Annotated in this window: 18 protein-coding genes; 4 read left to right on the plus strand and 14 right to left on the minus strand. The window is 68.5% G+C overall.

Features of this window, described 5'->3' with window-relative positions; genetic code table 11:
- The first annotated feature begins 61 nt into the window (after positions 1 to 61).
- Complete coding sequence (locus AC1DJH_RS14890; protein WP_472116147.1) at positions 62 to 1,057, plus strand: SLAC1 anion channel family protein; 996 nt, start codon at positions 62 to 64, stop codon at positions 1,055 to 1,057.
- Positions 1,058 to 1,105: 48 nt separating this feature from the next.
- Here AC1DJH_RS14890 and AC1DJH_RS14895 read toward each other — a convergent pair whose 3' ends face one another.
- The 5 genes from AC1DJH_RS14895 to AC1DJH_RS14915 form a co-directional block, all read right to left on the minus strand.
- Positions 1,106 to 3,424 carry an FdhF/YdeP family oxidoreductase gene (locus tag AC1DJH_RS14895; RefSeq protein WP_472115724.1) on the minus strand — a complete coding sequence of 773 codons (2,319 nt, stop codon included), beginning with the start codon at positions 3,422 to 3,424 and terminating at the stop codon, positions 1,106 to 1,108.
- Positions 3,425 to 3,537: 113 nt separating this feature from the next.
- Positions 3,538 to 4,314: a DeoR/GlpR family DNA-binding transcription regulator gene (locus AC1DJH_RS14900; protein ID WP_472115721.1), complete on the minus strand. Its 777-nt coding sequence runs from the start codon at positions 4,312 to 4,314 to the stop codon at positions 3,538 to 3,540.
- A gap of 123 nt (positions 4,315 to 4,437) precedes the next feature.
- Positions 4,438 to 6,714 (minus strand): phosphocholine-specific phospholipase C, encoded by a 2,277-nt coding sequence (locus tag AC1DJH_RS14905; RefSeq protein ID WP_472116144.1) that lies wholly within the window; start codon positions 6,712 to 6,714, stop codon positions 4,438 to 4,440.
- A gap of 34 nt (positions 6,715 to 6,748) precedes the next feature.
- Positions 6,749 to 6,931: a hypothetical protein gene (locus AC1DJH_RS14910; protein WP_478186147.1), complete on the minus strand. Its 183-nt coding sequence runs from the start codon at positions 6,929 to 6,931 to the stop codon at positions 6,749 to 6,751.
- Positions 6,932 to 6,969: 38 nt separating this feature from the next.
- Positions 6,970 to 9,048: a LamG-like jellyroll fold domain-containing protein gene (locus tag AC1DJH_RS14915; protein WP_478186148.1), complete on the minus strand. Its 2,079-nt coding sequence runs from the start codon at positions 9,046 to 9,048 to the stop codon at positions 6,970 to 6,972.
- A gap of 300 nt (positions 9,049 to 9,348) precedes the next feature.
- On the opposite strand from AC1DJH_RS14915, the gene bla reads away from it, so the two are divergent.
- Positions 9,349 to 10,236: a class A beta-lactamase gene (gene bla / locus AC1DJH_RS14920; protein ID WP_478186149.1), complete on the plus strand. Its 888-nt coding sequence runs from the start codon at positions 9,349 to 9,351 to the stop codon at positions 10,234 to 10,236.
- A gap of 255 nt (positions 10,237 to 10,491) precedes the next feature.
- On the plus strand, positions 10,492 to 11,373 hold the full coding sequence (locus tag AC1DJH_RS14925; RefSeq protein WP_478186150.1) for a hypothetical protein: 882 nt from the start codon (positions 10,492 to 10,494) through the stop codon (positions 11,371 to 11,373).
- Positions 11,374 to 11,402: 29 nt separating this feature from the next.
- Here the strand turns inward: AC1DJH_RS14925 and AC1DJH_RS14930 are convergent, their stop codons facing one another.
- The 8 genes from AC1DJH_RS14930 to deoC form a co-directional block, all read right to left on the minus strand.
- A complete protein-coding gene (locus AC1DJH_RS14930; protein WP_478186151.1) occupies positions 11,403 to 12,455 on the minus strand; it encodes an ABC transporter permease in 1,053 nt (350 codons plus the stop codon).
- Positions 12,452 to 14,038 (minus strand): sugar ABC transporter ATP-binding protein, encoded by a 1,587-nt coding sequence (locus AC1DJH_RS14935; protein ID WP_478186152.1) that lies wholly within the window; start codon positions 14,036 to 14,038, stop codon positions 12,452 to 12,454. The genes AC1DJH_RS14930 and AC1DJH_RS14935 overlap by 4 nt, the downstream gene beginning before the upstream one ends.
- A 22-nt stretch (positions 14,039 to 14,060) precedes the next feature.
- A complete protein-coding gene (locus AC1DJH_RS14940; RefSeq protein WP_478186153.1) occupies positions 14,061 to 15,065 on the minus strand; it encodes a substrate-binding domain-containing protein in 1,005 nt (334 codons plus the stop codon).
- 9 nt (positions 15,066 to 15,074) lie between these two features.
- Entirely contained in the window at positions 15,075 to 16,130 is a 1,056-nt protein-coding gene (locus AC1DJH_RS14945; protein ID WP_435439274.1) for an ABC transporter permease, read from the minus strand.
- A complete protein-coding gene (locus AC1DJH_RS14950; RefSeq protein WP_478186154.1) occupies positions 16,127 to 17,104 on the minus strand; it encodes a ribokinase in 978 nt (325 codons plus the stop codon). The genes AC1DJH_RS14945 and AC1DJH_RS14950 overlap by 4 nt, the downstream gene beginning before the upstream one ends.
- Positions 17,105 to 17,108: 4 nt before the next feature.
- Complete coding sequence (locus AC1DJH_RS14955; RefSeq protein WP_478186155.1) at positions 17,109 to 17,561, minus strand: RbsD/FucU family protein; 453 nt, start codon at positions 17,559 to 17,561, stop codon at positions 17,109 to 17,111.
- Between the two features lie 126 nt (positions 17,562 to 17,687).
- Positions 17,688 to 20,120, minus strand: coding sequence for an aldehyde dehydrogenase family protein (locus AC1DJH_RS14960; protein WP_478186156.1), 2,433 nt, complete (start codon positions 20,118 to 20,120; stop codon positions 17,688 to 17,690).
- 4 nt (positions 20,121 to 20,124) lie between these two features.
- Entirely contained in the window at positions 20,125 to 21,192 is a 1,068-nt protein-coding gene (gene deoC / locus AC1DJH_RS14965; protein ID WP_478186157.1) for a deoxyribose-phosphate aldolase, read from the minus strand.
- Between the two features lie 256 nt (positions 21,193 to 21,448).
- Here deoC and AC1DJH_RS14970 point away from each other — a divergent pair, with 256 nt between their 5' ends.
- Positions 21,449 to 22,237, plus strand: a complete 789-nt coding sequence (locus tag AC1DJH_RS14970) for a DeoR/GlpR family DNA-binding transcription regulator (protein WP_472115692.1) — start codon at positions 21,449 to 21,451, stop codon at positions 22,235 to 22,237.
- Here the strand turns inward: AC1DJH_RS14970 and AC1DJH_RS14975 are convergent.
- Positions 22,194 to 24,107, minus strand: coding sequence for a diguanylate cyclase domain-containing protein (locus tag AC1DJH_RS14975; RefSeq protein WP_478186158.1), 1,914 nt, complete (start codon positions 24,105 to 24,107; stop codon positions 22,194 to 22,196). The genes AC1DJH_RS14970 and AC1DJH_RS14975 overlap by 44 nt on opposite strands.
- Positions 24,108 to 24,129 lie beyond the last annotated feature (22 nt).

Raw genomic sequence — 24,129 nt, forward strand, 5'->3', positions numbered from 1 at the left:
GGGGTCGCCGCAGCGAACGCGAATTCGCAGGCGGCGCGACCGCGTCAATCCAGGAGCACGTATCAACACCACGCACACGCTGAGCCCGGCGGGCCACCCGCGGCAGGCATCCATTCAGTACCTTCCCGTCAATCTGTTCGCCTCGGTCATGGGCATTTCGGGCCTGGCGTCGGCGTGGCGGCAGGCCAGCCACCAGTTCGGCACCAGTCCTCTGGTCGAGGGTGCGATCGGGAGCGTTGCCGTTGCAATCTTCGTGCTGCTGTGCGTGGCCTATGCCTGCAAGGCCGTTCGCCATCCGCAGGTGGTGCGCAACGAGTTCCTGCACCCCATCGCCGGCAACTTCTTCGGCACGGTGACCATTGCCACGCTGCTGATCTCGTCGGTCGTGGCCCCGGTCAGCGCGCGCGCGTCGCAGGTGCTCTGGAGCATCGGCGCGGTGGCGACGATTGCACTCGCGTTCACCATCGTCAGCCGGCTGTTGCGCGGAAAGGTCGATGCCGGCCACGCCGTGCCGGCGTGGCTGATTCCCGGCGTGGCCACGTTGGACATCACGGTGGCCGGCAGCGCCATGCCGATGGCCTGGGCGAACGAGGTCAACCTGTTCTCGATGGCGGTGGGCACGATGGTCGCGCTGGTCTTCTTCACCATGATCGTGTCCAGGCTCATCCATCACCACGAGAAGCTGGCAACCGAGATGGTGCCGTCCCTGATGATCCTGATTGCGCCGTTCGAAGTCGGGTTCCTGGCGTACACCAGCTTCTTCGAGCGGGTCGACACCTTCGCGGCCATGCTTTTCTATTTCGGGCTCTTCGTTTTTTTCTCGCTGGTCTTCAAGGTCTTCAGGCGCGGCATTCCCTTTGCGGCCGGATGGTGGGCATTGAGCTTCCCGATCGCCGCGCTCTGCAATGCGGCGCTCCGGTATGCAGAGCACGCACGGTATGCACCGGTGACGGCACTGGCGGTTGCGCTGCTGGTGTTTCTCAGCGGCCTGATTGCGGTCCTGACGGTTCGCACGGTCCAGATGATCGCGAGCGGCAAGTTGCTCGGCCCCAGATGAGGTTGCGCGTGCCATCGCCCGGCACGGTCCCGTGCTCTCGATGGGCGCTCAGCCCACGGCCTCGGCGCGCAGCCGCACCGGAATCGACTTCGACGCCGGCACCATGCTCTGCAGCGCATGGTGCGCCAGCGGCACCAGCGGATTGCACTCGGGGTAGTAGCCGCCCACGCAACCGGCGGGAATGTCGTAGCCGGTGACGCGAAGGCCCTGCACGGCGCGCGGTGTGCCGTCTTCCACGGCGGTCGATGCGGTCACGCGCGCGCCTTCTTCCAGGCCCAGCCGGGCCATGTCGCCCCGGTTCATGAAGATCACCATGCGCGAGCCGTACACGCCGCGGAAGCGATCGTCCAGGCTGTAGATGGTGGTGTTGAACTGGTCGTCGCTGCGCAGCGTCATCAGGCGCAGCACATCGGGGCCGGTCTCGGGCGTGTCGGGGTCGGCCACCAGGCTGTCGAAGCTCATGAAGTTGGCCTTGCCGTTCTTCGTCTTCCACACCCGCTGGCGTGCGGGCACGGGCCGCTGGAAGCCGCCGGGCATGCGAAAGCGAGCGTTGAAGTCGCGGAATATGTCGGGCCACGTCGCCTCGATGGCATCGCGCACCTGTGCATAGTCGCCCGCCCATGCGTCCCACGGCACCAGCGGGTTGGGCGCGAGCGTGGCTTTGGCGATGCCCGCGACGATGGCCGCCTCGGAGCGCAGCGTGTGCGCCGCCGGTTGCGCCACCCCGCGCGAGGCGTGCATGAAGCCGGTGGAGTCTTCCACCGCCACGCTCTGCTCGACGCCCGCCTGCACGTCGATCTCGATGCGGCCCAGGCAGGGCAGCAGGTAAGACACCTCGCCGTGCACCAGGTGGCTGCGGTTGAGCTTGGTGGCTATCTGCACCGTGAGCCGCAGGCGCTGCCAAGCCGCTTCCACGCGCCGTGTCTCCGGCACCGCCCGCACAAAGTTGCCGCCCAGCCCGATGAAGGCACGTACCGAACCATCGATCACCCCCTGGCAGGTCTCCACCGTGTTCAAGCCCTTCTTGCGCGGCGGCTCGAAGCCGTACAACTGCGCCAGCTTGTCCAGCGGCACCAGTTCGGGCTTCTCGCTGATGCCCACGGTGCGCTGGCCCTGCACGTTGGAGTGCCCGCGCACCGGGCAGATGCCGCCGCCCACGCGGCCGATGTGGCCGCCGAGCAGCAGCAGGTTGCTGAGCATCTGCACGTTCTGCACGCCCTTGCGGTGCTGGGTGAGGCCCATGCCGTAGATGCCGATGACGGCCTTGGCGCCCGCGAACACGCGCGCCGCTTCTTCCAGCGCCGCGCGTTCCAGGCCCGACTCGGCCTCGATGGCTTCCCAGGGCGCCGCGCGCACCGAGTCCGCGAACGCCTCGAAGCCGTGCGCATGCGCGGCGATGAAGTCGGCCGCCACCACGCGGGCCCGGCCCGCTTGCACCGCAGCGTCGTCCATCGCCACCAGCGCCTTGCACAGGCCGGTGAGCGCGGCGATGTCCCCGCCGATCTTCAACTGCAGGTACTGCGTGCTCACGGCGGTTTCCACCGGCGTGAGCATTTCCAGCGGCGACTGCGGGTTGGCGAAGCGCTCCAGCCCGCGCTCTTTCAGCGGGTTGAAGGTGACGATGGGCACGCCGCGCTTTCGGGCGTCCTGCAGCTGGTGCAGCATGCGCGGACTGCTCACGCCGGTGTTGTGGCCGAAGATGAAGATGGCGTCGGTGTGCTCGAAGTCGTCCAGCGTCACCGTGCCCACCGGCACGCCGATGGTCTGCGGCAGCGCCACCGAGGTGCTCTCGTGGCACATGTTGGAGCTGTCGGGCAGGTTGTTGTTGCCGTACAGGCGCGCCAGCAGCTGGTACATGTAGCTGGTTTCCAGCGACGCGCGCCCGGAGGCATAGAACACGACCGACTCTGCGTCCACGGCGCGCAGCGTCCGCAGCTCGGCGCCGATGCCTTCGAAGGCCTCTTCCCAGCCGACTTCGTCGTAGCGGTCGGTGTCTCGGTTCCAGCGCAGCGGCACGGTGAGCCGGCCGGCGCTTTCCAGTTCGTGATCGCTCCACTGCAGCAGTTCGCCCACCGTGTGGCGCTCGAAGAAGGCGCCCGGCACGCGCTTGGCCGTGAGCTCCCAGGCGGTGGCCTTGGCGCCGGCCTCGCAGAATTCGGCCGTGTGCGGGTGCGCCGACTTGGCCCAGGCGCAGCTCACGCAGGCGAAGCCGTCGGTCTTGTTCTGGTGCAGCAGCGCCCGCGCGCCGGCCAGGCCGGCGTGCTCGTGCAGCAGGCTGGTGGTGACGGCTTTCAAAGACCCCCAGCCCCCGGCGGCAAAGGGATAGGGCTTGATCTTCGGCTCGGTCTTGGAGGGTGGGGCGGTCATGAAGGGTCAGCGTGCGCGTGGCGAGTGGGAGGCTGCAATCTCGGCCGCGCCCCGCGCAAACGCTGTAGGACGGCCGCTGATTGCCGTGCCCGCTAGCCTTCAGCGTGAGCGCTTCAGGCCAGCACCACCCGCTCGCATGCCTTGCGCAGTGCCGCCATGCCCGGCAGGTCGCGTGCCTTCGCATCGGTGACCACCACGCCGATGTCTGCCGCGCGCGCATAGCTCACGCGGCTGGCCTGGCCGATCTTGGCGTGGTCGGCCAGCAGGATCAGTTGCTGCGCCTGCTCGGCCATGGCACGCGCCACCGTGGCCTCGTGGTGCTCGAAGCTCATGGCGCCATGCTTGGCATGCAGGCCCACCGGCGACAGCAGCGCCACGTCGGCGCGGTAGCGGCGGATGGCCTCGACCGTGGTGTCGCCACAGGTGGCCTGCGCCTTCACGTCGATCTCTCCGCCCAGCAGGATGGTCCGGTTGCCGGTGAGCCGCCCCTCGCCCGCGCCTGCGAGCTTGAGCGCAATGTTCAGCGAGTTCGTGATGACGGTCATGCCGCTGAGCGAGGCGATCTCTTCCGCGCAGATCGACATGGTGCTGCCCGCGTCCATGAACACCGTCTGTCCAGGGCGCAGCAGCGCCACGGCGACCTTGGCGATGGCGCGCTTCTCGCGCTGCCGCGCCACCAGCCGCACCGCCAGCGGCGGCTCGGGCTCGGCGCTGGTGGCAATGGCGCCGCCGTGCACCCGGCGCAGCTCGCCCAGGCCTTCGAGCTCGAGCAGGTCGCGCCGCACCGTCTCGCGCGACACCGCCAGGTCTTGCACGATGCGCTCGACGCTCAGGCGCGAGAAGGTGGCCAGCAGGCTGCGGATGCGCAGGAATCGTTCGTCTTGGAGCATGAATGAATGCGGGCGGGTAAACGGAAAAAGGGGCGGCCTCAGTGCGACGGCCGCCCCGGTCTGCATGTTCAGGGCCGGAAACAGGCCTTGAACAGGCGCGCAACTCGCGCCATTTTGCCGATGTCAGAGATCGGCAAGGCCCATGGCCGGATCGCTGACCGAGTGCTTGCCGGTTTCCACGCGGCCGGCAAAGCGGCGGTAGAAGGTGGGGTCGGCGTCGCAGGTGACGGCAAAGTCGTACCACTGGCCGCTGCTGTCCAGCTTCCAGAGTTGCTCGGCCTTGGCGCCGCCGTTCACGCTCGCTCCCCACGGGCCGTCGTTGCGGTAGGCCTTGGCGCGCACCGTGAAGCCGCAGGCGTTGGTGCCGCCGTTGAGCATCTCCAGGTACACGTTGCCGTTGGCCACGTCGTAGCACACGCGCACCTCGGGGTTGGGCGCGTTGCTGGCGCGCAGCGCGTCGAGGTTGCCCTTGAAGTGGCGGTGGAAGCCGTTGGGCCCGAGCACCCACAGGTCGTACGAGTTGCCCGCGCTGTCGGCGGTGCCGCTCCACACGTCGTCCAGCATCTTGCCGGGCTCGACCATGTAGCGGCGCGGCAGCCTGTCGAGGTGCAGCTTGTCGTACACGTGGAACACGGCGGCTGCCTTGCCGGTGTTGGAGAAGATGAGGCGCATCGCGCCGTTGAGTGCATCCGCACGCGCGCTCACATGCAGTTCGTAGGGCAGCGCGCGCGAGGGCCGCGCGCCGGTGGCCTGCTTGGGGAGCGTCGCGTTGGCCGGCGGCACGATCTGCGCCAGCGCCTGTTGGTCGGCGCGCAGCTTGTCGGCGTCGGCCTTGGTGCGGGTGCCGGCGAAGGTGGGCAGCACTTCGGTGTTGGGCGTGGCGAAGTTGAAGGCGCTCGTCAGGTCACCGCTTACCGCGCGGCGGAACGGCGAGATGTTCAGCTCCTTCACCCCGAAGCGCGCTTCCAGGAAGCGCAGCACCGAGGTGTGGTCGAACACCTGCGAGTTGACCCAGCCGCCGCGGCTCCAGGGCGAAATCACGTACATCGGCACGCGCGGGCCGGGGCCGTACACGCGGCCGTCGGCGGGCGGCGTGGTGCTGCCGACCAGCGGATAGGTATGGCGCTCGAAGGCCACGTCGGCATCCGACAGCGTGGTCTTGCCTGCGGCGGCGCTGTTCGGGTCGGTGGGGTTGAGCAGCGACGGCGCCGACGGCGAGGGCATGTGGTCGAAGTAGCCGTCGTTCTCGTCGAAGTTGACGATGAACACCGTCTTGCTCCAGACGTCGGGCGAGGCGGTGAGCGCGTTCAGCACCTCCTGGATGTACCAGCCGCCCTGCACCGGGCTCGATGGCCCGGGGTGCTCGGAGTAGGTGGCGGGCGCCACGATCCACGACACCTGGGGCAGCTTGCCGTTGAGCACGTCCTGTTTGAAGGTGCCGAGGAAGCCGCCGTCGGGCATGGTGTTGGCCACGCCCTTGTACAGCGGGTTGCCCGGGTCGTCGCTGGCTGCGTCGTAGGCCGGCACGGTCACGCCCGCGGGTGGGCTGGCGTCGCCGTCGTAGCGCATGTCGTTCTTGCCCGAAAGCTTGTTTGCGACGCGGTATTGCTGGAAGCCGTGCAGCGGGTTGTCGGTGTAGTTGTCGGGCAGGTTCTGGTAGACGAGCCAGCTGACCTTGGCCTCTTGCAGGCGCTCGGGGTAGGTCTTCCAGTTGCAGCCGTACTGGGTCGAATCGACGCCGGGGTTCGTCGTCGGGTTCCAGGGGGACCTCAGGTTCTCCCAGGTGTTGTCGATGGACGAGACGCCCGCCAGGCCGCTGCTCGTCTGGCCCGAGGGGCCATTGGTGCCGGTCCAATGGAACAGGCGGTTCGAGTTGGTGCCTGTGTGCATGCCGCAGTGGTAGCTGTCGCACACCGTGAAGGCGTTGGCCAGCGCGTATTGGAACGGGACTTCGGCTTCCTTGAAGTAGCCCATGGACGCCGTGGTCTTGAAGCGCGGCCACTGGTTCATGCGCCCGCCGTCCCAGGCGCTCTGTGCGTCGCTCCAGCTGTGCGGCGTGCCGCTCACGCGCTGCGCGTTGCCCTGGCTCTGGTCGAGGTGGTAGGGCAGCACCGGCTTGCCGTTGACGTCGCTCTGCTGCCAGACATTCAGGCCGTTGGGCAGCGGAATGGTGAAGCGGTCGCCAAACCCGCGCACGCCCATCATCATGCCGAAATAGTGGTCGAACGAACGGTTCTCCTGCATCAGGATCACGACGTGCTCGACGTCCATGATCGTGCCCGTCCTGTTGTTGGCGGGAATGGCGAGCGCGCGGCGAATGCTGGGCGGGAACGCGGAGATGGCGAGCGCGGCGGCGCCCGTGGTGGCGGTGCCGGTGAGGAACTTGCGGCGCGAGTTCATGGGCTTGTGGGTCTTGTCGTTCATGTCGTGGGCCTCAGGGTGCGCAGCTTTTCACGGGCGCGGCGCCGTTGTCGGGGGTGGGTGTGGTCGGTGTCGCGGGCGCGGTGGGCAGGCCACCGGTGACGCCACCGCCGCCACTGCCGCCGCCGCAGGCGGAAAGCGCGCAGGCCACGGTCAGCGCGGCCAGCAGGCGCGCGCTCTTGGATGCAGATTTCATGGGTCTATCCTTTGTTGTGCAGTGTTTGTGGAAGGGGTTCAGGGAGAAAGCGTCGACAGCGGGCGGGCCGCCTTGTAGAGGCTGGCGATCTCGTCCGCGGTGAGCGCGCGGTTCCAGATCGCGAATTCGTTGAAGTCCATCGCACCGCGGGGCGAGGCGGACTGGCGCTTGTAGTAGAGGCCGGAGCCGTCTTCGTTCAGGCCGATGCCGTTCTTCAGGCCGCCGAGCTTGGCGACCAGTGCCGGCGAGAGCGCCACGCGGCCGGTCTGAACGCCGCGCACCGGATCGACGGCATAGCCGTCCATCGTGAGCCCGGCCTTGTCGATGACCATGGCCACGTAGGCCCACTGGCCGGCGCTCAGGTAGTGCGCGCCCTTGATCTCGCCGCGCGCGCTGCCGGTGCCCGTGTTGAACCGCAGCTCGCAGCTGCCGAACAGGCCGATGGCAAGGCCTTCGTTGTTGCCGGTGTCGTAGTTCTTGTTGGCGATGACCGATGCGCCGTTGCCCACGCCCTGGCTGCAGGTGGCGTCGGTGCGCACCCAGAAGCCGATGGTGAAGGCGGTGGTGCCCGCGTCCGTGGTCACGTCGGTGGTCTGCCTGAGGCGGTAGCCGGCCATGCCGCTGGCGTTCGCAACGCGGCTGTCCACGCGCAGCGCCTTGGCGCGGTCACGCGTTCTCATGCCGTCGTCGGCCACCAGCGAGCCGCCGTCCGCATCGGTGGCCCAGGGCGCGAGCGTGGAGGCGCCAGCTTTGCTGTCCACGCCCGGCAGGGCATCGAGCGGGTAGTAGCTGGCCAGGCCGTTGAGCAGCGTGGGCGCCAGCGGCACCGGCTTCAGGTATGCGATCTGCGCAGTCAGCGCGACCATCGTGTCGCCGGCCACCAGCGTGTAGAGGTAGCTGTAGTTGCCGTCGCTCGTGGCGGCGATGTAGTCGGTGTACGAGGTGCTGCCCGCCGCCAGCGTGGCCATGAGCCGGCCGTCGCGCAGCACCTGCACCGGCAGGTTGGTGTTGCCGGCGAGCTTCCAGGCGAGTTCGATGTTGTCCTTGTCGGCGCCGGTCTTCGCAGCGAACTCGCGGATGCTCGTGGTGCCCTGCAGTGCCATGCCATTCAGGCCGTAGCCCTGCGCCGCCGGCATGGCGCCCAGGTGGCGCAGCACGGTGGGCGCGATGTCCGTGGCCGCGGCGAGCTGCAGCAGCGCGTTGTCGGCAGGCGCGGCCGAGCCTGTGCCTGGCAGGCCCGCAAGCGGCTTGTTGCTGGCGATGAAGACGGTCTTGTTTTCTGCCGTCTGCAGCCCCGTGTTGCTGCCGAAGGCGTCCAGGCCGTGGCCCGTGGTGAGGATCACGAGCCAGTCTTCCTTGGCGTCGTTGGCGGTGCGCAGCGCTATGCGTGCCAGCAGTTGGCCAATGGCCGCCGAGGTGTCTTGCACGGCGCGCTGGTAGGTGTCGCTCTTCAGGCCGGCGGATGCCACGGCGGCCGGCGCACCGTACTGCGCCACGACCAGGTCATGGCCCGCATCGATGAGTTGCGCGGTGCGCTCGGTCACGCAGGCGTCGGAGCCAGCACAGTCGAGCGCGGTGTCGACACTGCCCGGCTCGTTGGCCAGCAACGCGGGGTACAGCGGTTTGGCCGTGACCGCGCCGGTCTTGTAGCCGGCCTCGGCCTTCTGCTTTGCGATGGCGAAGATCGACGGCGCGCGCTTGGCGTCGATGCGCTGGTCGCGGGTGTCGCCGCGCACGCCATGGCGATCGACCCAGGTGCCTGTGAGCAGCGTGGCCCATCCTGGGCCGTCCGTAGGGCGCTGCTCGGTGCGCGTGCCGTTCGCGCCGCCGGTCCAGGCGGGCGCGAGCTGGAATGACTGCAGCGCGGTGGCTTTCTTTTGCGCGATGGCGTCGCGAAGCGCGACATGGGTGAGACCGTCGATCTCGACCACGAGCACCTTGGGGCCGCTCTTGCCCTCATTGGCGCTGGGCGCCTGGTTGGACGTGCTGCCCGTCGGCAGCGCGCCGACGGGCGAGAAGCCGGCGCCGTTCCCGCCGCCCCCGCAGGCTGCGAGCAGCAGCAGGGCGCAGATGCTGGCCGCCGCCGACGCGCCGCGCGCGGTCGTTCCTCTGATCATGTGGTTCTCCCGAAGAATGTGGAATGCGCCCGCAGGGCCGCGCTCCCGGAAGCGTTTGGCGGTGAGCGCTTGCGGTCTTGCAACTATTTGCAAGAAAAAGCACAAATACCTTGAATGCCTCAGATCTTGCTGGCCTCAAGTGACAGCGCTTTGACAGTGCGAGTGCCCTTCGCCGTTCGCGCGCGCCGTTACAGCGGATACACCCGGGACGCCGAGCACGGCCGGCTCGCTGGAACATCGCAGGCCGCGCTCCTACGATGCGTGTCGTCCCATCCACTCGCCGAAAGAAAGAAGAACGACATGAATTCATCCGTACAACGCCGCACCCTGCTGCTTGCCGCTTCCGTGCTGCCGCTGGCCAGTGCATGCACTGCCTGGTCTCGCAACGGCCCGCAGCCTTCAGGCGAAGCGCAACTTGCCGAACTGGAGCGCGCCTGCGGCGGCCGCCTCGGCGTGGCCGGCCTGCACACGGGCAGCGGCGCGCGCATCCATCACCGGGCCCACGAGCGCTTTCCGCTGTGCAGCACCTTCAAGCTGATGCTCGCGGCCGCCGTGCTCGAACGCAGCGCCAAAGACGCCGGCCTGCTGTCGCGCCAGCTGACCTACGGCAAGAGCGACCTGGTCGCCTATTCACCCGTCACCGAGAAGCACGTGGGCACGGGCATGAGCGTGGCCGCCCTGTGCGCCGCCACCGTCCAGTACAGCGACAACACGGCCGCCAACGTGCTGCTGAAACTGCTCGGCGGGCCGCCCGAGGTCACGGCGTTCTCGCGCCGCATCGGCGACGCCACCTTCAGGCTCGACCGCACGGAGCCCGAGCTCAACACCGCCATTCCCGGCGATCTGCGCGACACCACCACGCCCGCGGCCATGACCGACAGCGTGCAGCGGCTGGCGCTCGGCGATGCACTGGGTGCGGCCCAGCGCGAGCAGTTGAAGACCTGGCTGCTGGGCAACACCACCAGCACCGAGCGATTCCTGGCGGGCGTTCCCGCGGGCTGGAAGGTCGGCGACAAGACGGGCTCGGGCTCGTACGGCAGCACCAACGACACCGGCGTGCTCTGGCCGCCGGCCGGTGCGCCGCTGGTGCTTTCGGTCTACCTGACGTTTCCGCAGAAAGACGCCAAGGGTCGCAACGACGTCATCGCGTCGGCAACGCGCATCGCGGTGGCGGCGCTCGCGGGCTGACAAAGCTCAGGGGCCGTGTTCAGGGTGTCAAGGAAACGTCATGTCCGTCGCGCACGATGGTGGCATAAATGGTGATTGTGGAAATCGTTGCAATAACTACACACGCGCCGACGCAATGCTTTGCGACCGTCGCTGAAACCCCGCGATCCGTTCCATCCCATTTGTGCGGCCAGTGCCCGGTTCACCTGCAGCCTGGCCGTGCCTTGTCGTGACGGCTCGTCGTCGTCATGATGTTTTTCTGAAAATGGAATTGCAATGATCCGCCCCTTCAAGACACTCAGGCTCCTGGCCTGCGCCATCGCCCTCGGCTCGCTCGTCACGGCGTGCGGCACCACCGCCCCGTCGGCGACCGCCATCGACAACAGCAGCATCGGACAGCCCGAATTCCGTGCGCACAAGACGACCTACGGTGTCGTCTACAGGCTGCCGAAGGAGGTGAACGACGTGCTCGACGCGCGCGTGTACCCGGCATTGCGGCAAGACCTGGTGCGGCTCGGCCTGCAGGCCGAAGCACAGACCTTCAACATTCCGCATGTGACGGTGGTGCACATCCACAGCGCCGACACGACCACGCCGCAGAAGATGCTCAAGGCCCTGCCGAAGCCGCCGGCGCCGATCAGGCTCACGTTGAAGAACTTCTACACGACCGAAGCCGCGAAGGACGCGGGCCGCCCCTGGTGGCTGGACCTCGGCATCGTGAAGACCGGCCAGGGCTTCGAGGACATGATGGCCTACAACACCGTGGCCACCGCCGCCATGGCGCCGCTGCGCGACGGCCCGCTGCCGCGCGTCACCGGCCCGGTCTACGCCCGGATGGGCGACGCCGGCAAGGACCTGGTGAAGACGGTGGGCGTGAGCGGCGTGAACGTGGTGAGGGACGGCAAGGAACTGCGTTCGCACAACCCGCACAACACGCTGGTCTACAGCATGGCACCGTTCACCCCCGCGCTGCAGGCGTCGATGAACCAGGTGGCCGCCAGATTCAACGCGGTGCTGCCGCAAGGCATCGACACCACCTTTCGCGACGTGTCGATCGTCGAGCTGGCCTTTGCGGGCAACGTGACGCGCGAGATCTACCGCATCAGCCTGGTCGACGGCACGGTGACGGACGTTGCGAGCGGCAAGATCGTCAAGTAAGCCGTTTTCGTGGCTCTTCGCGGGGGCCCTCAGCCCTGCTTGCGCATCGCGAAGCAGGCTCCCGCCACCAGGATGAACGCGCCGATGATCACCTTCTGCCAGGTGCTCGGCACGCCCGCCAGAATGAGCACGTTGTTGATCAGCGTGACCAGCACCACGCCCAGCAGCGTGCCGCCCACGGTGCCGCTGCCGCCGGTGATGCGCGCGCCGCCGAGGATCACGGCTGCAATCACGTCCAGTTCGTTGCCCACCAGGTCGAAGGGGTTCGCCAGCCGCGTGCTCGACACGTGCACGATGCCCGCCAGCCCCGACAGGAAACCCGCGTACGCGAACACGAAGACGTGCACCGTGCGCAGGTTGTAGCCCAGCCGTTCCGCAATGGCCAAGCTGCCGCCAATGGCGTACACCGCGCGGCCGATGAGCGTGCGGTTCAGCAGCCACCACGTCAGCACCGCGGCGCCGGCCAGCACCAGCACCGTGGCGGGCAGCACCACGTGCAGGCCCTGCGGCGTGTCGAAGCGCCACAGCGCGAGCTTGCCGAAGGCGTCCATGGGCGCGGGCACGTTCATGAAGAACACGGTGCCCACGAAAGTGAGAAGAATGCCGCGGTACAGGTACTGCGTGCCGATGGTCACGATGAGCGACGGTGCCTTCAGCCAGTGCACCAGCAGCCCGTTGAGCACGCCCAGTACCGCGCCGCTGGCCGCGCCTGCGACGAGCAGCACCGCGATGTGCGTCTCCGGAAAATAGTTGAGCACCAGCTTGGTGATGCTGTACATCGTGAGCGCCGCAATGGCCGCGAACGACACATCGATGCCGCCCGCGGCCAGCACGATCAGCACGCCCAGCGCGAACAGGCCCACCACGGTGCAGGCCCGCACGATGTCGAACAGCACAGGCAGCTGGAAGAAGCTCGGGTTGATGGCGCCCACCGCCAGGCACACCAGCACGATGAGCGCGAGCGTGAAGACGGAAGGGCGTTGCGCGAGCCAGCCACGCCAGGAGGCCGGCGGCTTGGGCGCGGCCACTGCCGAGGGAGAAGGTGCCGGCGTGGAATGCGCTTGCATGGTGGAAGCCGTCATGAGAATGCGGGGGAGGGGGTGTCTGAAACCAGCGCGTGGTAGAGCTCGCTCTCGGCCAGGCCCTGCGCGTCGAAGTCGTTGGCGATGCGGCCCTTGCGCATCAGCAGGATGCGGTCGCAGTTCTGCAGCAGCTCCTGCAGGTCGTCGCTCACCAGGATCACGCCCAGGCCTTGCTCGGCCAGGCGCTGCACGATGCGGTAGATGGTGTCCTTGGAGCCCACGTCCACGCCCACGGTCGGGCCGTGCAGTATCAGCACGCGCGGGTCGATGGCCAGCCACCGGCCGATGAGCACGCGCTGCTGGTTGCCGCCCGACAGCGACTGCACCGGGCGGTCCACGTCCGGCGTGGCGATCTGCAGTTCGCGCACGGTGCGCTCGGCCAGTGCCTGGCACTGCTTGCCGTCGAGCGCGCCGAAGCGTCCGCGCAGGCGGCTCAGCACGGCCGTCACGATGTTGTCGCGAATGGGCTTGTCGAGGAACAGGCCTTCGCTCAGGCGGTCTTCGGGCACGTAGCCGATGCCCTGGCGAATGCCGTCGGAGGGCGTTTTCAGAACGATCTGTTGCGCGTCGAGCGCGATGCGCCCGCGGTCCGCGGCCTGCACGCCGGCCAGCGCCAGCGCCAGCTCGTTGCGGCCCGAGTCGAGCAGACCGGTGATGCCCAGGATCTCGCCCTTGTGCAGCGTGAAGCTCACGTCGCTGAACTGCGCGCCGCGGCCCAGCGCATCGACCTCGAGCAGGGCGTCGCCGCCGTGCGTCTGGTGGCGGTAGCGCGCGCCGTCGAGCTGCTTGCCGGTCATCCAGTGCGCGAGCTCGGCCTTGGTGAAATCGCGGATCGGGCCCTGCGCCACCTTGGTGCCGTCGCGGAACACGATGGCCTGGCCGCCCATGGCGATGCACTCGTCGAGCTTGTGGCTCACGAACAGCACGGCCACGTCCTGCGCGCGCAGTGCCTCCACCACGTGCACGAGGTTGTCGACCTCTTTCTGCGTGAGCGAGGTGGTGGGCTCGTCCATGATGACCATGCGCGCGCGCGTGGCCACGGCGCGCGCAATGGCCACCAGTTGCCGCGTGGCGATGGGCAGCTCGTCGACGCGCCGCGCCAGAAAGGCCGCATCGGTCGGCAGTTTCACCGTGGCCAGCGCGCGCACCGCCGTGGCGGCCACCGCCTTGCGGTCGAAACGTCGCGCCAGCTTGCCGCCGGTGGCGACCAGCTGCTCGCTGAGCGCGACGTTCTCGGCCACGCTCATGTTCGGCAGCAAGGACAGGTCCTGGTACACCGTCTCGATGCCGAGCGTGAGCGCCTCCAGCGCCGACAGCGATTCGTGGGGGCGCCCGTCGATCACGATGCGCCCCTGGCTCGGCGGCTGCGCGCCCGAGATGATCTTGATCAGCGTGCTCTTGCCGCAACCGTTCTCGCCGAGCAGGTGGTAGATCTCGCCGGCCTCGATGCTCAGGTCGATGCCGCGCAGCGCGTGCACGCCCGCGAAGCGCTTGTGCACGTCCTGCACTTCGAGGAAGACGCGGCGCCCGGTCGCCGGAGCCGTGGCTTGCGTGGAAGGCGCGGGGATCACGGAAGAGGTCATGCGCTCGAGGCTTTCGCGAAGATCAGAAGGCGTACTTCTTGTAGTTCTGCTTGTCGACCTCGACCCAGGCCTGGCCCGTGACGATGATGCCGACGCCCGGGCCCTTCTTGACCGAGACCTTGTTGTAGCCCTGCACGCCCATGTCGGCGCCGTCGGTGATGGTCTTGCCGTCGAGCAGCATCTTGGCCGCCTTGTTCATGACGATGCCGGCGTCCTTCGGGTCCCAGAAGGCAATGCCGCCGACCGCGCCCGACTCCAGGAACTTGGCCGCTTCGCTCGGCAGGCCCGTGCCGTACACGCAGATCTTGCCCTGCAGGCCCGCCTCTTCCACGGCGCGGCCGATGCCCAGCACGTCGAGCGACGACGAGCCCTGGAAGCCCTTCAGGTCGGGGTGCTTGCGCAGCATTTCCTTGGCCTTGCCGTAGGCCTTCTCGGCGTCGTTGAGCGACTCGTTCTTGGCGTCGACCAGCGTCATCTTGGGGTACTTCTTGGCGTTGGTCGCGCCGCCGTCGGCCCACTGCACCTGCGACTGGCTGCCCAGCGAGCCGACCAGCGAGGTCCACTTGCCCTGCTGGCCCATGCAGGCGGCCAGGCGCTCGTTGATGCGCGCGCCGTAGGCCGTGTTGTCGAAGGCCTCGATGTCGACCATGGTGTTCTTCTGGTTGTCGGCCTCGTGCGTCACCACCTTGATGCCGCGCTCCATCGCGCGCTTGAGCACGGGCTCCAGCGTGGGCGGGTCCATCGAGACCACGGCGATGGCGTCGACCTTCTTGGCCACCAGGTCTTCGACCAGGCGCTGCTGCTGTGCGGCGTCCGACTGGGCCGGGCCGATCTGGCGCGTGGCCACGCCGGGGGTGCTGGCGCCGAACTCCTTCACGCCCACTTCCATGCGGTTGAACCAGCTGATGCCGGTGATCTTCACCACGGTGACGATGTCCTGCGGCTTGCCTTGCGCGTGCAGCGCCGAGGCGAAGGCCACGGTGCCCAGGGCCAGTGCGGTGCAGGCGATCTTGGTTTTCTTCAGCATTGTTGTCTCCTAGCCCTCGGTGGTTCTGTGTTGCGTCGCGCCAGGAGGGGGCTGATGCGGCGGTGCGCTGGTGCGCGAAACGGAAATGAAGCTGCGCAGGTCGCCCAGGCTGAACCGCGCCGATGCCAGGAAGAACAGCAGCAGCAGGCCCCAGGCGCAGTCGCGGAAGAAGTTGGAAATGCCCAGCAGGTTGAAGGTGCTCGACAGCAACTGCAGCGCCACGGCCGAGAAGAAGAGACACACCATGCGCCCGTAGCCGCCCTGCGGCCGCACGCCGGCCATCACGGTGATGAGGATGGCAATCAGCAGGTAGGAGTTGCCGTAGTCCGACTTCACGCTGGCCGTGCGGCTCGCGATGATCACGCCCGCCACCGCCGCCAGCACGCCGCACAGCGCGTAGGTGGCAATGAGCATGCGGCTTTGCGAAATGCCCGCGTAGCGCGCCGCCTTGGCGTTGGTGCCCAGAAGGAACAGTCGGATGCCGAACGGGCTCTGCTTGAGCAGCCAGCCCACGCCGAGCAGCATGACCAGGAAGATCACGAACGGAATGGGCACGCCCAGCACCATCTCGTTGCCGATGGCCGACAGCGGCTCGGCACTGCCCACGCGCAGGCTGGAGCCGCCGGTGAGAACGACCGCGAGCCCCGTGTAGAGCAGCTGCGTGCCCAGCGTGCAGAGAATGGGCGTGAGGCCGGCGCGCGCAATGAGCAAGCCGTTGAGCAGCCCGCCTGCCAGCCCCACCGCCAGCGCGATGACCGCGAACCAGCCCGTGTAGAGCCAGGGCGACACATCGGACGCCACGAGCATCGGCGCCACGGTGGCGGCCACCACGCCGGCCAGGTTGGCCAGGGCCACACCCGACAGGTCGATGCCGCCGTTGCCCGAGATCATCGACAGCGCCACGCCCATGGCCAGCAGGCCGAGTTCGGGCAGCTGGCCGCCCATGGACTGGAAGTTGTAGACGTCGAGAAAGTCGCCCCTGGAGAGCACGGTCGCGACCACGAGGATCACGACGTTGATGGCGACCAGGAAATTGAGTTCGCGGTCGGAGAACCGGGAGGTCATGCAAGGGCCCTTCCGACGGCGCGGTTCATCAGCGCGTCGACTTCGGCGCGCATGGGCATCGAGGGTGCAGTGCCTGCGCGCGTGACCGAGATGGCGGCCACCGCGCAGCCGAAGCGCGCGGCTTCCAGCGGCGAGGCGCCTTCGGCGAGCGCCGCCGCAAAGCCGCCGTTGAAGGCATCGCCCGCGCCGGCTGTTTCCTTCACGGCACCGGCGTGGAACACGGGCAGGTGCACCGAGCCGCTGGCGCTGTGCAGCAGCGCGCCCTTGTCGCCGAGGGTGATGAGGGCGCAGCCCACGCCCTTGGCGAGGAAGAAGTCGCCTGCGCGGCGTGCGTCGTCGATGGTTTCCACCGCAATGCCGCTGAGCGCCGCGGCCTCGTGCTCGTTGGGCGTGATGTAGTCGCACAGCGGGTACAGCGCGTCGTCGAAGGGCAGGGCGGGCGCGGGGTTGAACACCGTGACCGTACCGGCGGCGCGCGCCAGCTCGAGCCCGCGTTGCGCGGCGCCCGCGGGTTGCTCCAGCTGCGTGACGAACACGCGCGCGCCGCGGATGGCATCGGCAGCGGCGTCCACGTCGTTCGCGTCGATGAGGGCCGCGGCACCGGGCACCACGATGATCGCGTTGGCACCGGTGACCTCGTGCACGTAGATGAAGGCCGCGCCGGTCGGCTGCGTGCTCACCTGGGGCGCGCGCGGCGTGATGCCTTCCTGCGCCCACAGCGCGAGTGCGTTGGCGCCGAAGGCGTCCTGCCCGAGCTTGGAGATGAACGTCACCTCCGCGCCCGCCCGTGCCGCTGCGACGGCCTGGTTCGACCCCTTGCCGCCGGGGCCCATGGCAAAGCCGGAACCCGCGATGGTCTGGCCCACGCCGGGGAGGTTGGCCGCCCGGAACGCGAGGTCGGCCACGAAGATGCCGAGCACGGCCACGCCGTGCTGGTGCGGAGCCTGTGCGGCGTGTGAAGGTGCGACAGCCATGGCGTCAGGCCTCGGGGGCGAGCACGCCCTTCTTGAACACGAAGCAGCCGTAGAAGCGGCGCTCGCCGGTCGCGATCACGCAGTACGCACGGCGCGCGGCTTCATAGAACGCAAAGCGCTCGATGGAGCCCAGCGGCCGCGAGCGGCCTTCGGCTGCATCGATCTCGCGTTGCATCTCTTGCTGCACCGGCGGGATCTCGTGGGGCTGGCCCATGATTTCCATGCGCCGCGCCGGATCGTCCACCGCCTCGTCGAGCGGCAGCACCGACAGGATGGCGCGCGCGGCTTCGGCCGTGCCCACGCCGTCGATGCGCAGCAGCCGGCCCAGCGTGGTCTGGCGTGCCACGGAGTCGGCCGGAAAGTTGGCGTCGCACAGCACCAGTTCGTCGCCATGGCCCATGGCGCGCAGGGCGTACAGCACGTCGGCGTTGAGCAGCGGATGGATGGACTTCAGCATGTTGTCTCCAGCAAATGGACCTGTTCTTGTGGCGGTAATTCTTAAGGAAGGAAAACGTTTGCGCAAACGTTTGCTATTCGGGGATTTCCCTTGGTTTCGGCGTGCGCGCCACGTTCATTCGCACGTTCATTCACCAAAGGGAATCCAGATGTTCTTGACCTGCGTGGCATGCCGCAGCAACAGCGGGCCTTCGGCCGACGCCGCGTCGTGCCAGTCGGTGGCCAGGCCATGGTCGACCAGCGTGCGCTTGAGGTTTCCCACCGACAGGCGCTCGGCGTTGCGCGACAGCTCCCTTGCGCCGAAGACCCACAGCGCATCGACGTCGTCGTGCTCGGCCAGCGTCTGGCCCAGGCTCGCGGCGGGGCCGGTCACCAGGTTGATCACGCCGGCCGGCAGGTCGGAGGTTTCGAGCACCTGGTAGAAGTCGGTGGCGATCAGCGGGTGCTTTTCGCTCGGCACGACCACCGTGCGGTTGCCCATGGCCATGAGCGGCGCGAACAGGCTCACGAAGGACAGCAGCGGCGCCTCGTCCGGGCACACCACGCCGACCACGCCCATGGGCTCGACGGTGGCCAGCGCCACGCCGCGCAACGGCGGCATGTGCACCGTGCCTTCGTACTTGTCGGCCCATGCACCGTAGGCGAAGAGGCGGCTGACCGATGCATCGACTTCGGCCTGCGCGGCGCGCGAGGCCACGCCGGTGAGGCTGGCGATGCGCGCGGCGAATTCGTCGGCGCGGGCAGAGAGGTTTTCCGCGAGGTAGTACAGCGCCTGTGCGCGGCGGTGCGGCGTGGCGCTCGACCAGCCGGCGGCCGAGCGTGCGGCGGCGACTGCGTTGCGAATGTCCTTGCGGTTGCCCGTGCCGACTTCACCCGCGCGTTGCCCGCTGGCCGCCAGCACCGGGTGCGACAGTTCGCCGTCCGGGCGCACCTGCTTGCCGCCGATGAACAGCTTGGCGGTGCGGTCGATGGCCGGGAGCGTGGACGAAGGCTTGGCCTGCGCCTTGTTCGTTTCGTTCGCGGCTTGTGCGTTCACTTGCGCGGCGCGCGGCTTGCGCTCGGCCCATGTGCGCGGCTTCAGGTATTCGTAGCAGCCCTCGCGCCCGCCCTCGCGGCCGTAGCCCGATTCGCGGTAGCCGCCGAAACCCACGCCCGCGTCGAACAGGTTGGTCGCGTTGACCCACACCACGCCGGCCTGCAGCTGCGGCGCAATGCCCAGTGCCAGGCCGATGGTCTCGCTCCACACGCTGGCGGCCAGGCCGTAGCGCGTGTTGTTGGCCAGCGCCACGGCTTCGTCGGGCGTGCGGAAGGTCATCGTCACCAGCACGGGGCCGAAGATTTCTTCGGTGGCCACGCTCGATGCGGGGTGCACGCCGGTCAGCAGCGTGGGCGGGAAGAAGCTGCCGCCCGGCGGCAGCGCGCCTGGCGCCTGGTAGCAGCTCGCGCCTTCGCGCACACCGGTGGCCACCAGCGTCCGCACGCGCTCGAGCTGCGTCGGGTCGATCAGGCTGCCCATGTCGACGGCCTTGTCCATCGGCGAGCCCACGCGCAGGCTGCGCATGCGGCGCTTCAGGCGCTCGATGAAGTCGTCGGCAATGCCTTCCTGCAGCAGCAGCCGCGAGCCGGCGCAGCACACCTGGCCCTGGTTGAACCAGATGGCGTCGACCACGCCTTCCACGGCGGCGTCGATGTCCGCGTCGTCGAACACGATGAAGGGCGACTTGCCGCCCAGTTCCAGCGTGAGCGACTTGCCCGAGCCGGCGGTGGCCTCGCGGATGAGGCGGCCCACGTCGGTGGAGCCGGTGAAGGCGATCTTGTCGACGCCTTCGTGCGCGACCAGTGCCGCGCCGGTGGCGCCATCGCCGGTCACCACGTTCAGCACGCCCGGCGGCAGGCCGGCCTGCGCGGCGAGTTCGGCGAAGAGCAGGGCGCTCAGCGGCGTGAGCTCGGCGGGCTTGAGCACCACCGTGTTGCCCAGCGCGAGCGCGGGCGCGATCTTCCACGCGAGCATCAGCAGCGGAAAGTTCCACGGAATGATCTGGCCGACCACCCCCAGCGGCACCTGGTCCGCGAACTCGCGTTCCTGCAGCTGCGCCCAGCCGGCGTGGTGATAGAAGTGGCGCGCCACCAGCGGCACGTCGAGGTCGCGGGTCTCGCGAATGGGCTTGCCGTTGTCCAGCGCCTCGACCACGGCGAGCAGGCGCGCATGGCGCTGCACCATGCGCGCCAGTGCGTACAGGTGCCGTGCGCGGCCGTGTCCGCCGAGTGCGAGCCAGCCGGGCTGCGCGGCGCGCGCGGCGGCCACGGCGGCATCCACGTCCTGTGCCGAGCCTTGGGCGATGCGGGCCAGGCGCTGTCCGGTGGCGGGCTCGGCCGTCTCGAAATGCGCGCCGGCGCCTGCCGCAGTGAAGCGCCCGTCGATGAAGTGGCCGAAGCCCTCCGCATGGCGTGCGAGCCACTGGCGCGCGTCGGTATCGCTCTCGGGCGCGGGGCCGTAGTCCATGGTGTCGAAATAGCGTGCGACGCTGGGGGTGGTCGTGGGGTGGTTCTGGCTGCTCATCGGGTCATCCGATCGGGTGGCGATTGAAGGCCGAGTAGCGGCCAGTCACGTGGTGCTCCAGCTGGCGCTCGATGTCGGCCAGCAGCGTGGAGGCGCCGATGCGGAACAGCTCGGGCTCCAGCCAGGGGCGGCCCAGCTCTTCCTTCATGAGCACCTGGTAGTCGAGCGCCGTCTTGGCGGTGGACACGCCGCCGGCCGGCTTGTAGCCCACGCGAAAGCCGGTGCGGGCCTCGTACTGGCGGATCATGCGCAGCATCACCAGCGTGACCAGCGGCGTGGCGTTCACGCCTTCCTTGCCGGTGGAGGTCTTGATGAAGTCGGCGCCGGCCATCATGCAGACCATCGAGGCCTTGGCGACGTTGCGCAGCGTCTTCAGCTCGCCCGTGGCCAGGATGGCTTTCACGTGCGCATCGCCCGCTGCCAGGCGAAAGTCGCGCATCTCGTCGTAGAGCTTTTGCCACTGTCCGGTGAGCACGTGCTCGCGGGTGATGACGATGTCGATCTCCGCCGCGCCGTCGCGCACCGAGGCTTCGATCTCCTTGAGCTTGAGCTCGTGCGGAATCAGCCCCGCCGGAAAGCCCGTGGACACCGCCGCCACCGGAATGCCCGTGCCCGCGAGCGCTTCGATCGCGGTCGACACGAAGCGGTGGTACACGCACACCGCCCCCGTGTGCAGCGTGCGGTCTGCGAAGCCCAGCGCGGCCAGCAGGTCGGGGCGCACCGGCGTCACCGCCTTGGCGCAGAGCCGGCGCACGCGCTCGGCCGTGTCGTCGCCGTTGAGCGTGGTCAGGTCGATGCAGGTGATGGCCTTCAGCAGCCAGCCGGCCTGCGCGTCTTTCTTGACCGAGCGGCGGCCCGGCAAGGTGGCCACGCGGCGCTCGGCGGCCGAGAGGTTGACGCGGATGCTGTCGAACCAGCCGCTGTCGAAAGGCTGCGCGGTGTTGCGCGCGGCCGTGTGGGGCTGTGCAGCGGGTGCGGGTGCCGGGTTTGCGGCTGCGGCGACGGCGGTGGCGGGCGGTGCCGGACGCGAGCGCACCGCGCCGCTGGCGCGAACGAGTGAAGTGGAAGTCATGGAGTGGAAGGCGCCGTGGCGCGCAGGGGCCGCTGGTGCGGCAGGCAGGCAAAGGGCATGTCTGTTGTCTCCGTGGCTTGGCGTTGCAGTGCGATGCAGCGGTGGTCCGTGTCGAGCGTGCTGCCGTGCAGTGCCGGCGGCGTGTTGGATTGAATGTTATGGCAACAACATTTATTTAGGCAAGATGTTTTTTCAATAACATTTTGAGGCCGTCCGATGCCCGATACTCCAAACCTTGGACCCAAGGAACCCGAACATGCGAAAAACCGCCGGAGCCGAAGCGCGGGCCGTGCGCCTGACAAAGATGCAGGAGCTCGTCGAGGCCGGCGGGCCGTTGCCGATCAAGCAGGCCGCGCAGCGGCTGGACGTGACCGAGATGACCATCCGGCGCGACCTGTCGTCGGCCGATTCACCGCTCTCCGCCCTCGGCGGCTATGTGCTGGCGACCACGCTGCCGGGCGCCGATCGCTACTCGCTCGACGAGGCCAGCGACCAGCACGCGGCCAACAAGCGGCTGGCCTGCGAGCGTGCCGCCACGTGGGTGCAGCCGCACGACAGCCTGTTCATCGATTGCGGCACGACCATGGTCCATTTCGCCGAAGCGCTGCCGCCGGACATGCCGCTGAGCGTGGTGTGTTACTCCACGAACATCGCGGCGGTGCTGAGCCGCCGTCCCCACACCCAACTGATGCTGATGGGCGGCCTGTACCACCCCTCATCGGCCACCTTCTTCTCCGACGAAGGCCTGCAGTACCTGAACAAGCTGGGGGTGAACAAGGCCTTCATCTCGGCCGGTGGGCTGGACCTGGAGCGCGGCGCGAGCTGCTCCAACTTTCATGAAGTGCCGGTGAAGCAGGCGGCGATACGCAGCGCGTCGGAGAGCTTTCTCATCGTCGACGAAAGCAAGCTCGGCAAGTTGCGGCCGGCTTTTTTCAGCCCGCTGGATGCGTTCGCGCGCATCGTGGTGGGCGGCGCGCCCGTGGCGGCGGTGAAGAAGCAGTTCAAGGAGCTGCCGGTGGAGTTTGCAAGGGCTGGGTCCGCATAGAAGGCGTTGCCGTACCACCGGGGCCGCGCCCACCGAGCGCCGATGCAAAGGTGAACGCCGGCCCTGTGCGCCGCTGCTTGACGTTGTACATCGCCAGGTCGGCCGCGCGCAGCAACTGGGCCAGCGTGTTGCCGTCGTTCGGGTGGCATGCGATGCCCAGGCTCATGCCGACCGTGACGCTGCGGCCTTCGTAGTCGACCGGCCCCGCGCAGGCCTCGATCATGCGCTGAGCCATCACGCCCAGCGTCTGCGGCGAAGGGGTGCCGTGTACCAGGATCGCGAACTCGTCGCCGCCCAGCCGTGCCACCACGTCGTGTGCGCGCAGTTGCTGGCGCAACCGCTTCGCTGTGGCGATCAGCACTGCGTCGCCGGCCGCATGGCCGTGCGCGTCGTTCACGCCCTTGAAGCCGTCCAGGTCCAGCAGCATCAGTGCGAACGGCTCGCCCGTGCCCAGCCATTCCTCGCCCCGGCTCTCCAAGCCGGTGCGGCTGGTGGCGCCCGTGAGCGCATCGGTACCCAGCGCCTCCACCAGCTGCTGGGTGCGCGTGGTGAGCGCCTGCTCGGAGCGCAGCACCAGCCGCAGGCGCGACGCCATCGCCACGGCGAACACGATCAGCTCCGCGACCAGCGCACCCTGCGACACGTTCATCTGGTTCGGCGCCCATGCCATCCAGCCCCAGCTCGGAAGCACGATGGTGCCGACGCCGGCCAGCAGCAGCGCGATGCCGAAGAAATAGAGCACGGCGGGCCAGTAGCGCCGACGCATCGCGACCAGCGCGCCGACCACCATCACCACGGTCGACGCCACCACCGACACCTGTACCAGCTGGAACGTCAGCAACGGGTGCGAGCCCCAGTAGGCGTATGGAATTGCCAGCGCCAGCGTCAGCGTGAAGACCTGTACCAGCCGGTCGAGCCACGGCGCGAAGTGGCGCAGCCGCAGCAGCCGCCTGCCGAACTGCAGCTTGCAGATCGCCCACAGCGCAGGCCCCGCGGTATAGGCGATGCCGGCCACCGCCGGCCAGTGCGCGAAGGGGTAGCGCAGCGCGTGGCCGTTGATGCTGGCGAGCGCCAGCACGCCGCACGCGCACGAGAGCATGTAGTACGCATAGAGCCCTTCGCCGAACACCAGGAACAGCACCAGGCCGTACACCATGAGGCCGAACAGCAATCCGTAGCTCACGCCGTCGAACATGCGCTTGTCCTGCGTCGACTCCAGGAAATCGGCCGGGTCCCAGATCTTGACGTCGTAGATGCGCGCGAAAGTGGACTCGACCCGGAAGTAGGCGGTATACGTGCCCGGACCCGGCAGCCGGAAGCGCCACGCCATCTGCTCGGAGGCGGCCGGTCGAGTCGCCCAGGGATGGCGCATGCCGGTGACGACGGGGTCTGCCAGCGCATGGCCGTTCTCGTCGAAGGGGCCGTAGAAGCGCAGGTCGCGCGTGGACACGGTGGGCACCAGCAGCAGCCATTCGCGCGTTGCATCGGCGGGGTCGACCAGCCGCATCTGCAGCTTGAACCACAGCACGCGGTCGGCTTCCTTGCCCTTCAGGGGATCGGCCGGAAAGCCGAAGCGCACTTCATGCTGCGGCGTGCGCACCTGCTCGATGGTGAGCGAGCGCGTGGTGTCGTCGAGCACCTGCAGGTGCTGCACGGCCGGCAGTCCGTCGGCTTGGCGCGCGATCTGCAACGGTTCCCGCTGCGCCTGCGTGGGCCCTTCGGACTGTGAGGGCTGCGCGGTGGCGAGCGCGGACAGGAACAGCGCGACCAGGGCAACGATCCACAGGGGCCATTGGCGCAGAGGGTGGCCGCTGACGGCCCGGTGTGTGGCTAAAGTGTCGGTCCCTTGGGCGAAGAAGCGAAACATCATCCGGATGTGCGGCCCAGGAGGC

Source organism: Variovorax sp. 10N412, assembly GCF_056394985.1.

Excerpts from the sequence above, each read along its gene's own strand:
- AC1DJH_RS14895 (WP_472115724.1), bottom strand. The coding sequence starts at position 3,424 with ATGACCGCCCCACCCTCCAAGACCGAGCCGAAGATCAAGCCCTATCCC.
- AC1DJH_RS14900 (WP_472115721.1), bottom strand. The coding sequence starts at position 4,314 with ATGCTCCAAGACGAACGATTCCTGCGCATCCGCAGCCTGCTGGCCACC.
- AC1DJH_RS14905 (WP_472116144.1), bottom strand. The coding sequence starts at position 6,714 with ATGAACTCGCGCCGCAAGTTCCTCACCGGCACCGCCACCACGGGCGCC.
- AC1DJH_RS14910 (WP_478186147.1), bottom strand. The coding sequence starts at position 6,931 with ATGAAATCTGCATCCAAGAGCGCGCGCCTGCTGGCCGCGCTGACCGTG.
- AC1DJH_RS14915 (WP_478186148.1), bottom strand. The coding sequence starts at position 9,048 with ATGATCAGAGGAACGACCGCGCGCGGCGCGTCGGCGGCGGCCAGCATC.
- bla (WP_478186149.1), top strand. The coding sequence starts at position 9,349 with ATGAATTCATCCGTACAACGCCGCACCCTGCTGCTTGCCGCTTCCGTG.
- AC1DJH_RS14925 (WP_478186150.1), top strand. The coding sequence starts at position 10,492 with ATGATCCGCCCCTTCAAGACACTCAGGCTCCTGGCCTGCGCCATCGCC.
- AC1DJH_RS14930 (WP_478186151.1), bottom strand. The coding sequence starts at position 12,455 with ATGACGGCTTCCACCATGCAAGCGCATTCCACGCCGGCACCTTCTCCC.
- AC1DJH_RS14935 (WP_478186152.1), bottom strand. The coding sequence starts at position 14,038 with ATGACCTCTTCCGTGATCCCCGCGCCTTCCACGCAAGCCACGGCTCCG.
- AC1DJH_RS14940 (WP_478186153.1), bottom strand. The coding sequence starts at position 15,065 with ATGCTGAAGAAAACCAAGATCGCCTGCACCGCACTGGCCCTGGGCACC.
- AC1DJH_RS14945 (WP_435439274.1), bottom strand. The coding sequence starts at position 16,130 with ATGACCTCCCGGTTCTCCGACCGCGAACTCAATTTCCTGGTCGCCATC.
- AC1DJH_RS14950 (WP_478186154.1), bottom strand. The coding sequence starts at position 17,104 with ATGGCTGTCGCACCTTCACACGCCGCACAGGCTCCGCACCAGCACGGC.
- AC1DJH_RS14955 (WP_478186155.1), bottom strand. The coding sequence starts at position 17,561 with ATGCTGAAGTCCATCCATCCGCTGCTCAACGCCGACGTGCTGTACGCC.
- AC1DJH_RS14960 (WP_478186156.1), bottom strand. The coding sequence starts at position 20,120 with ATGAGCAGCCAGAACCACCCCACGACCACCCCCAGCGTCGCACGCTAT.
- deoC (WP_478186157.1), bottom strand. The coding sequence starts at position 21,192 with ATGACTTCCACTTCACTCGTTCGCGCCAGCGGCGCGGTGCGCTCGCGT.
- AC1DJH_RS14970 (WP_472115692.1), top strand. The coding sequence starts at position 21,449 with ATGCGAAAAACCGCCGGAGCCGAAGCGCGGGCCGTGCGCCTGACAAAG.
- AC1DJH_RS14975 (WP_478186158.1), bottom strand. The coding sequence starts at position 24,107 with ATGATGTTTCGCTTCTTCGCCCAAGGGACCGACACTTTAGCCACACAC.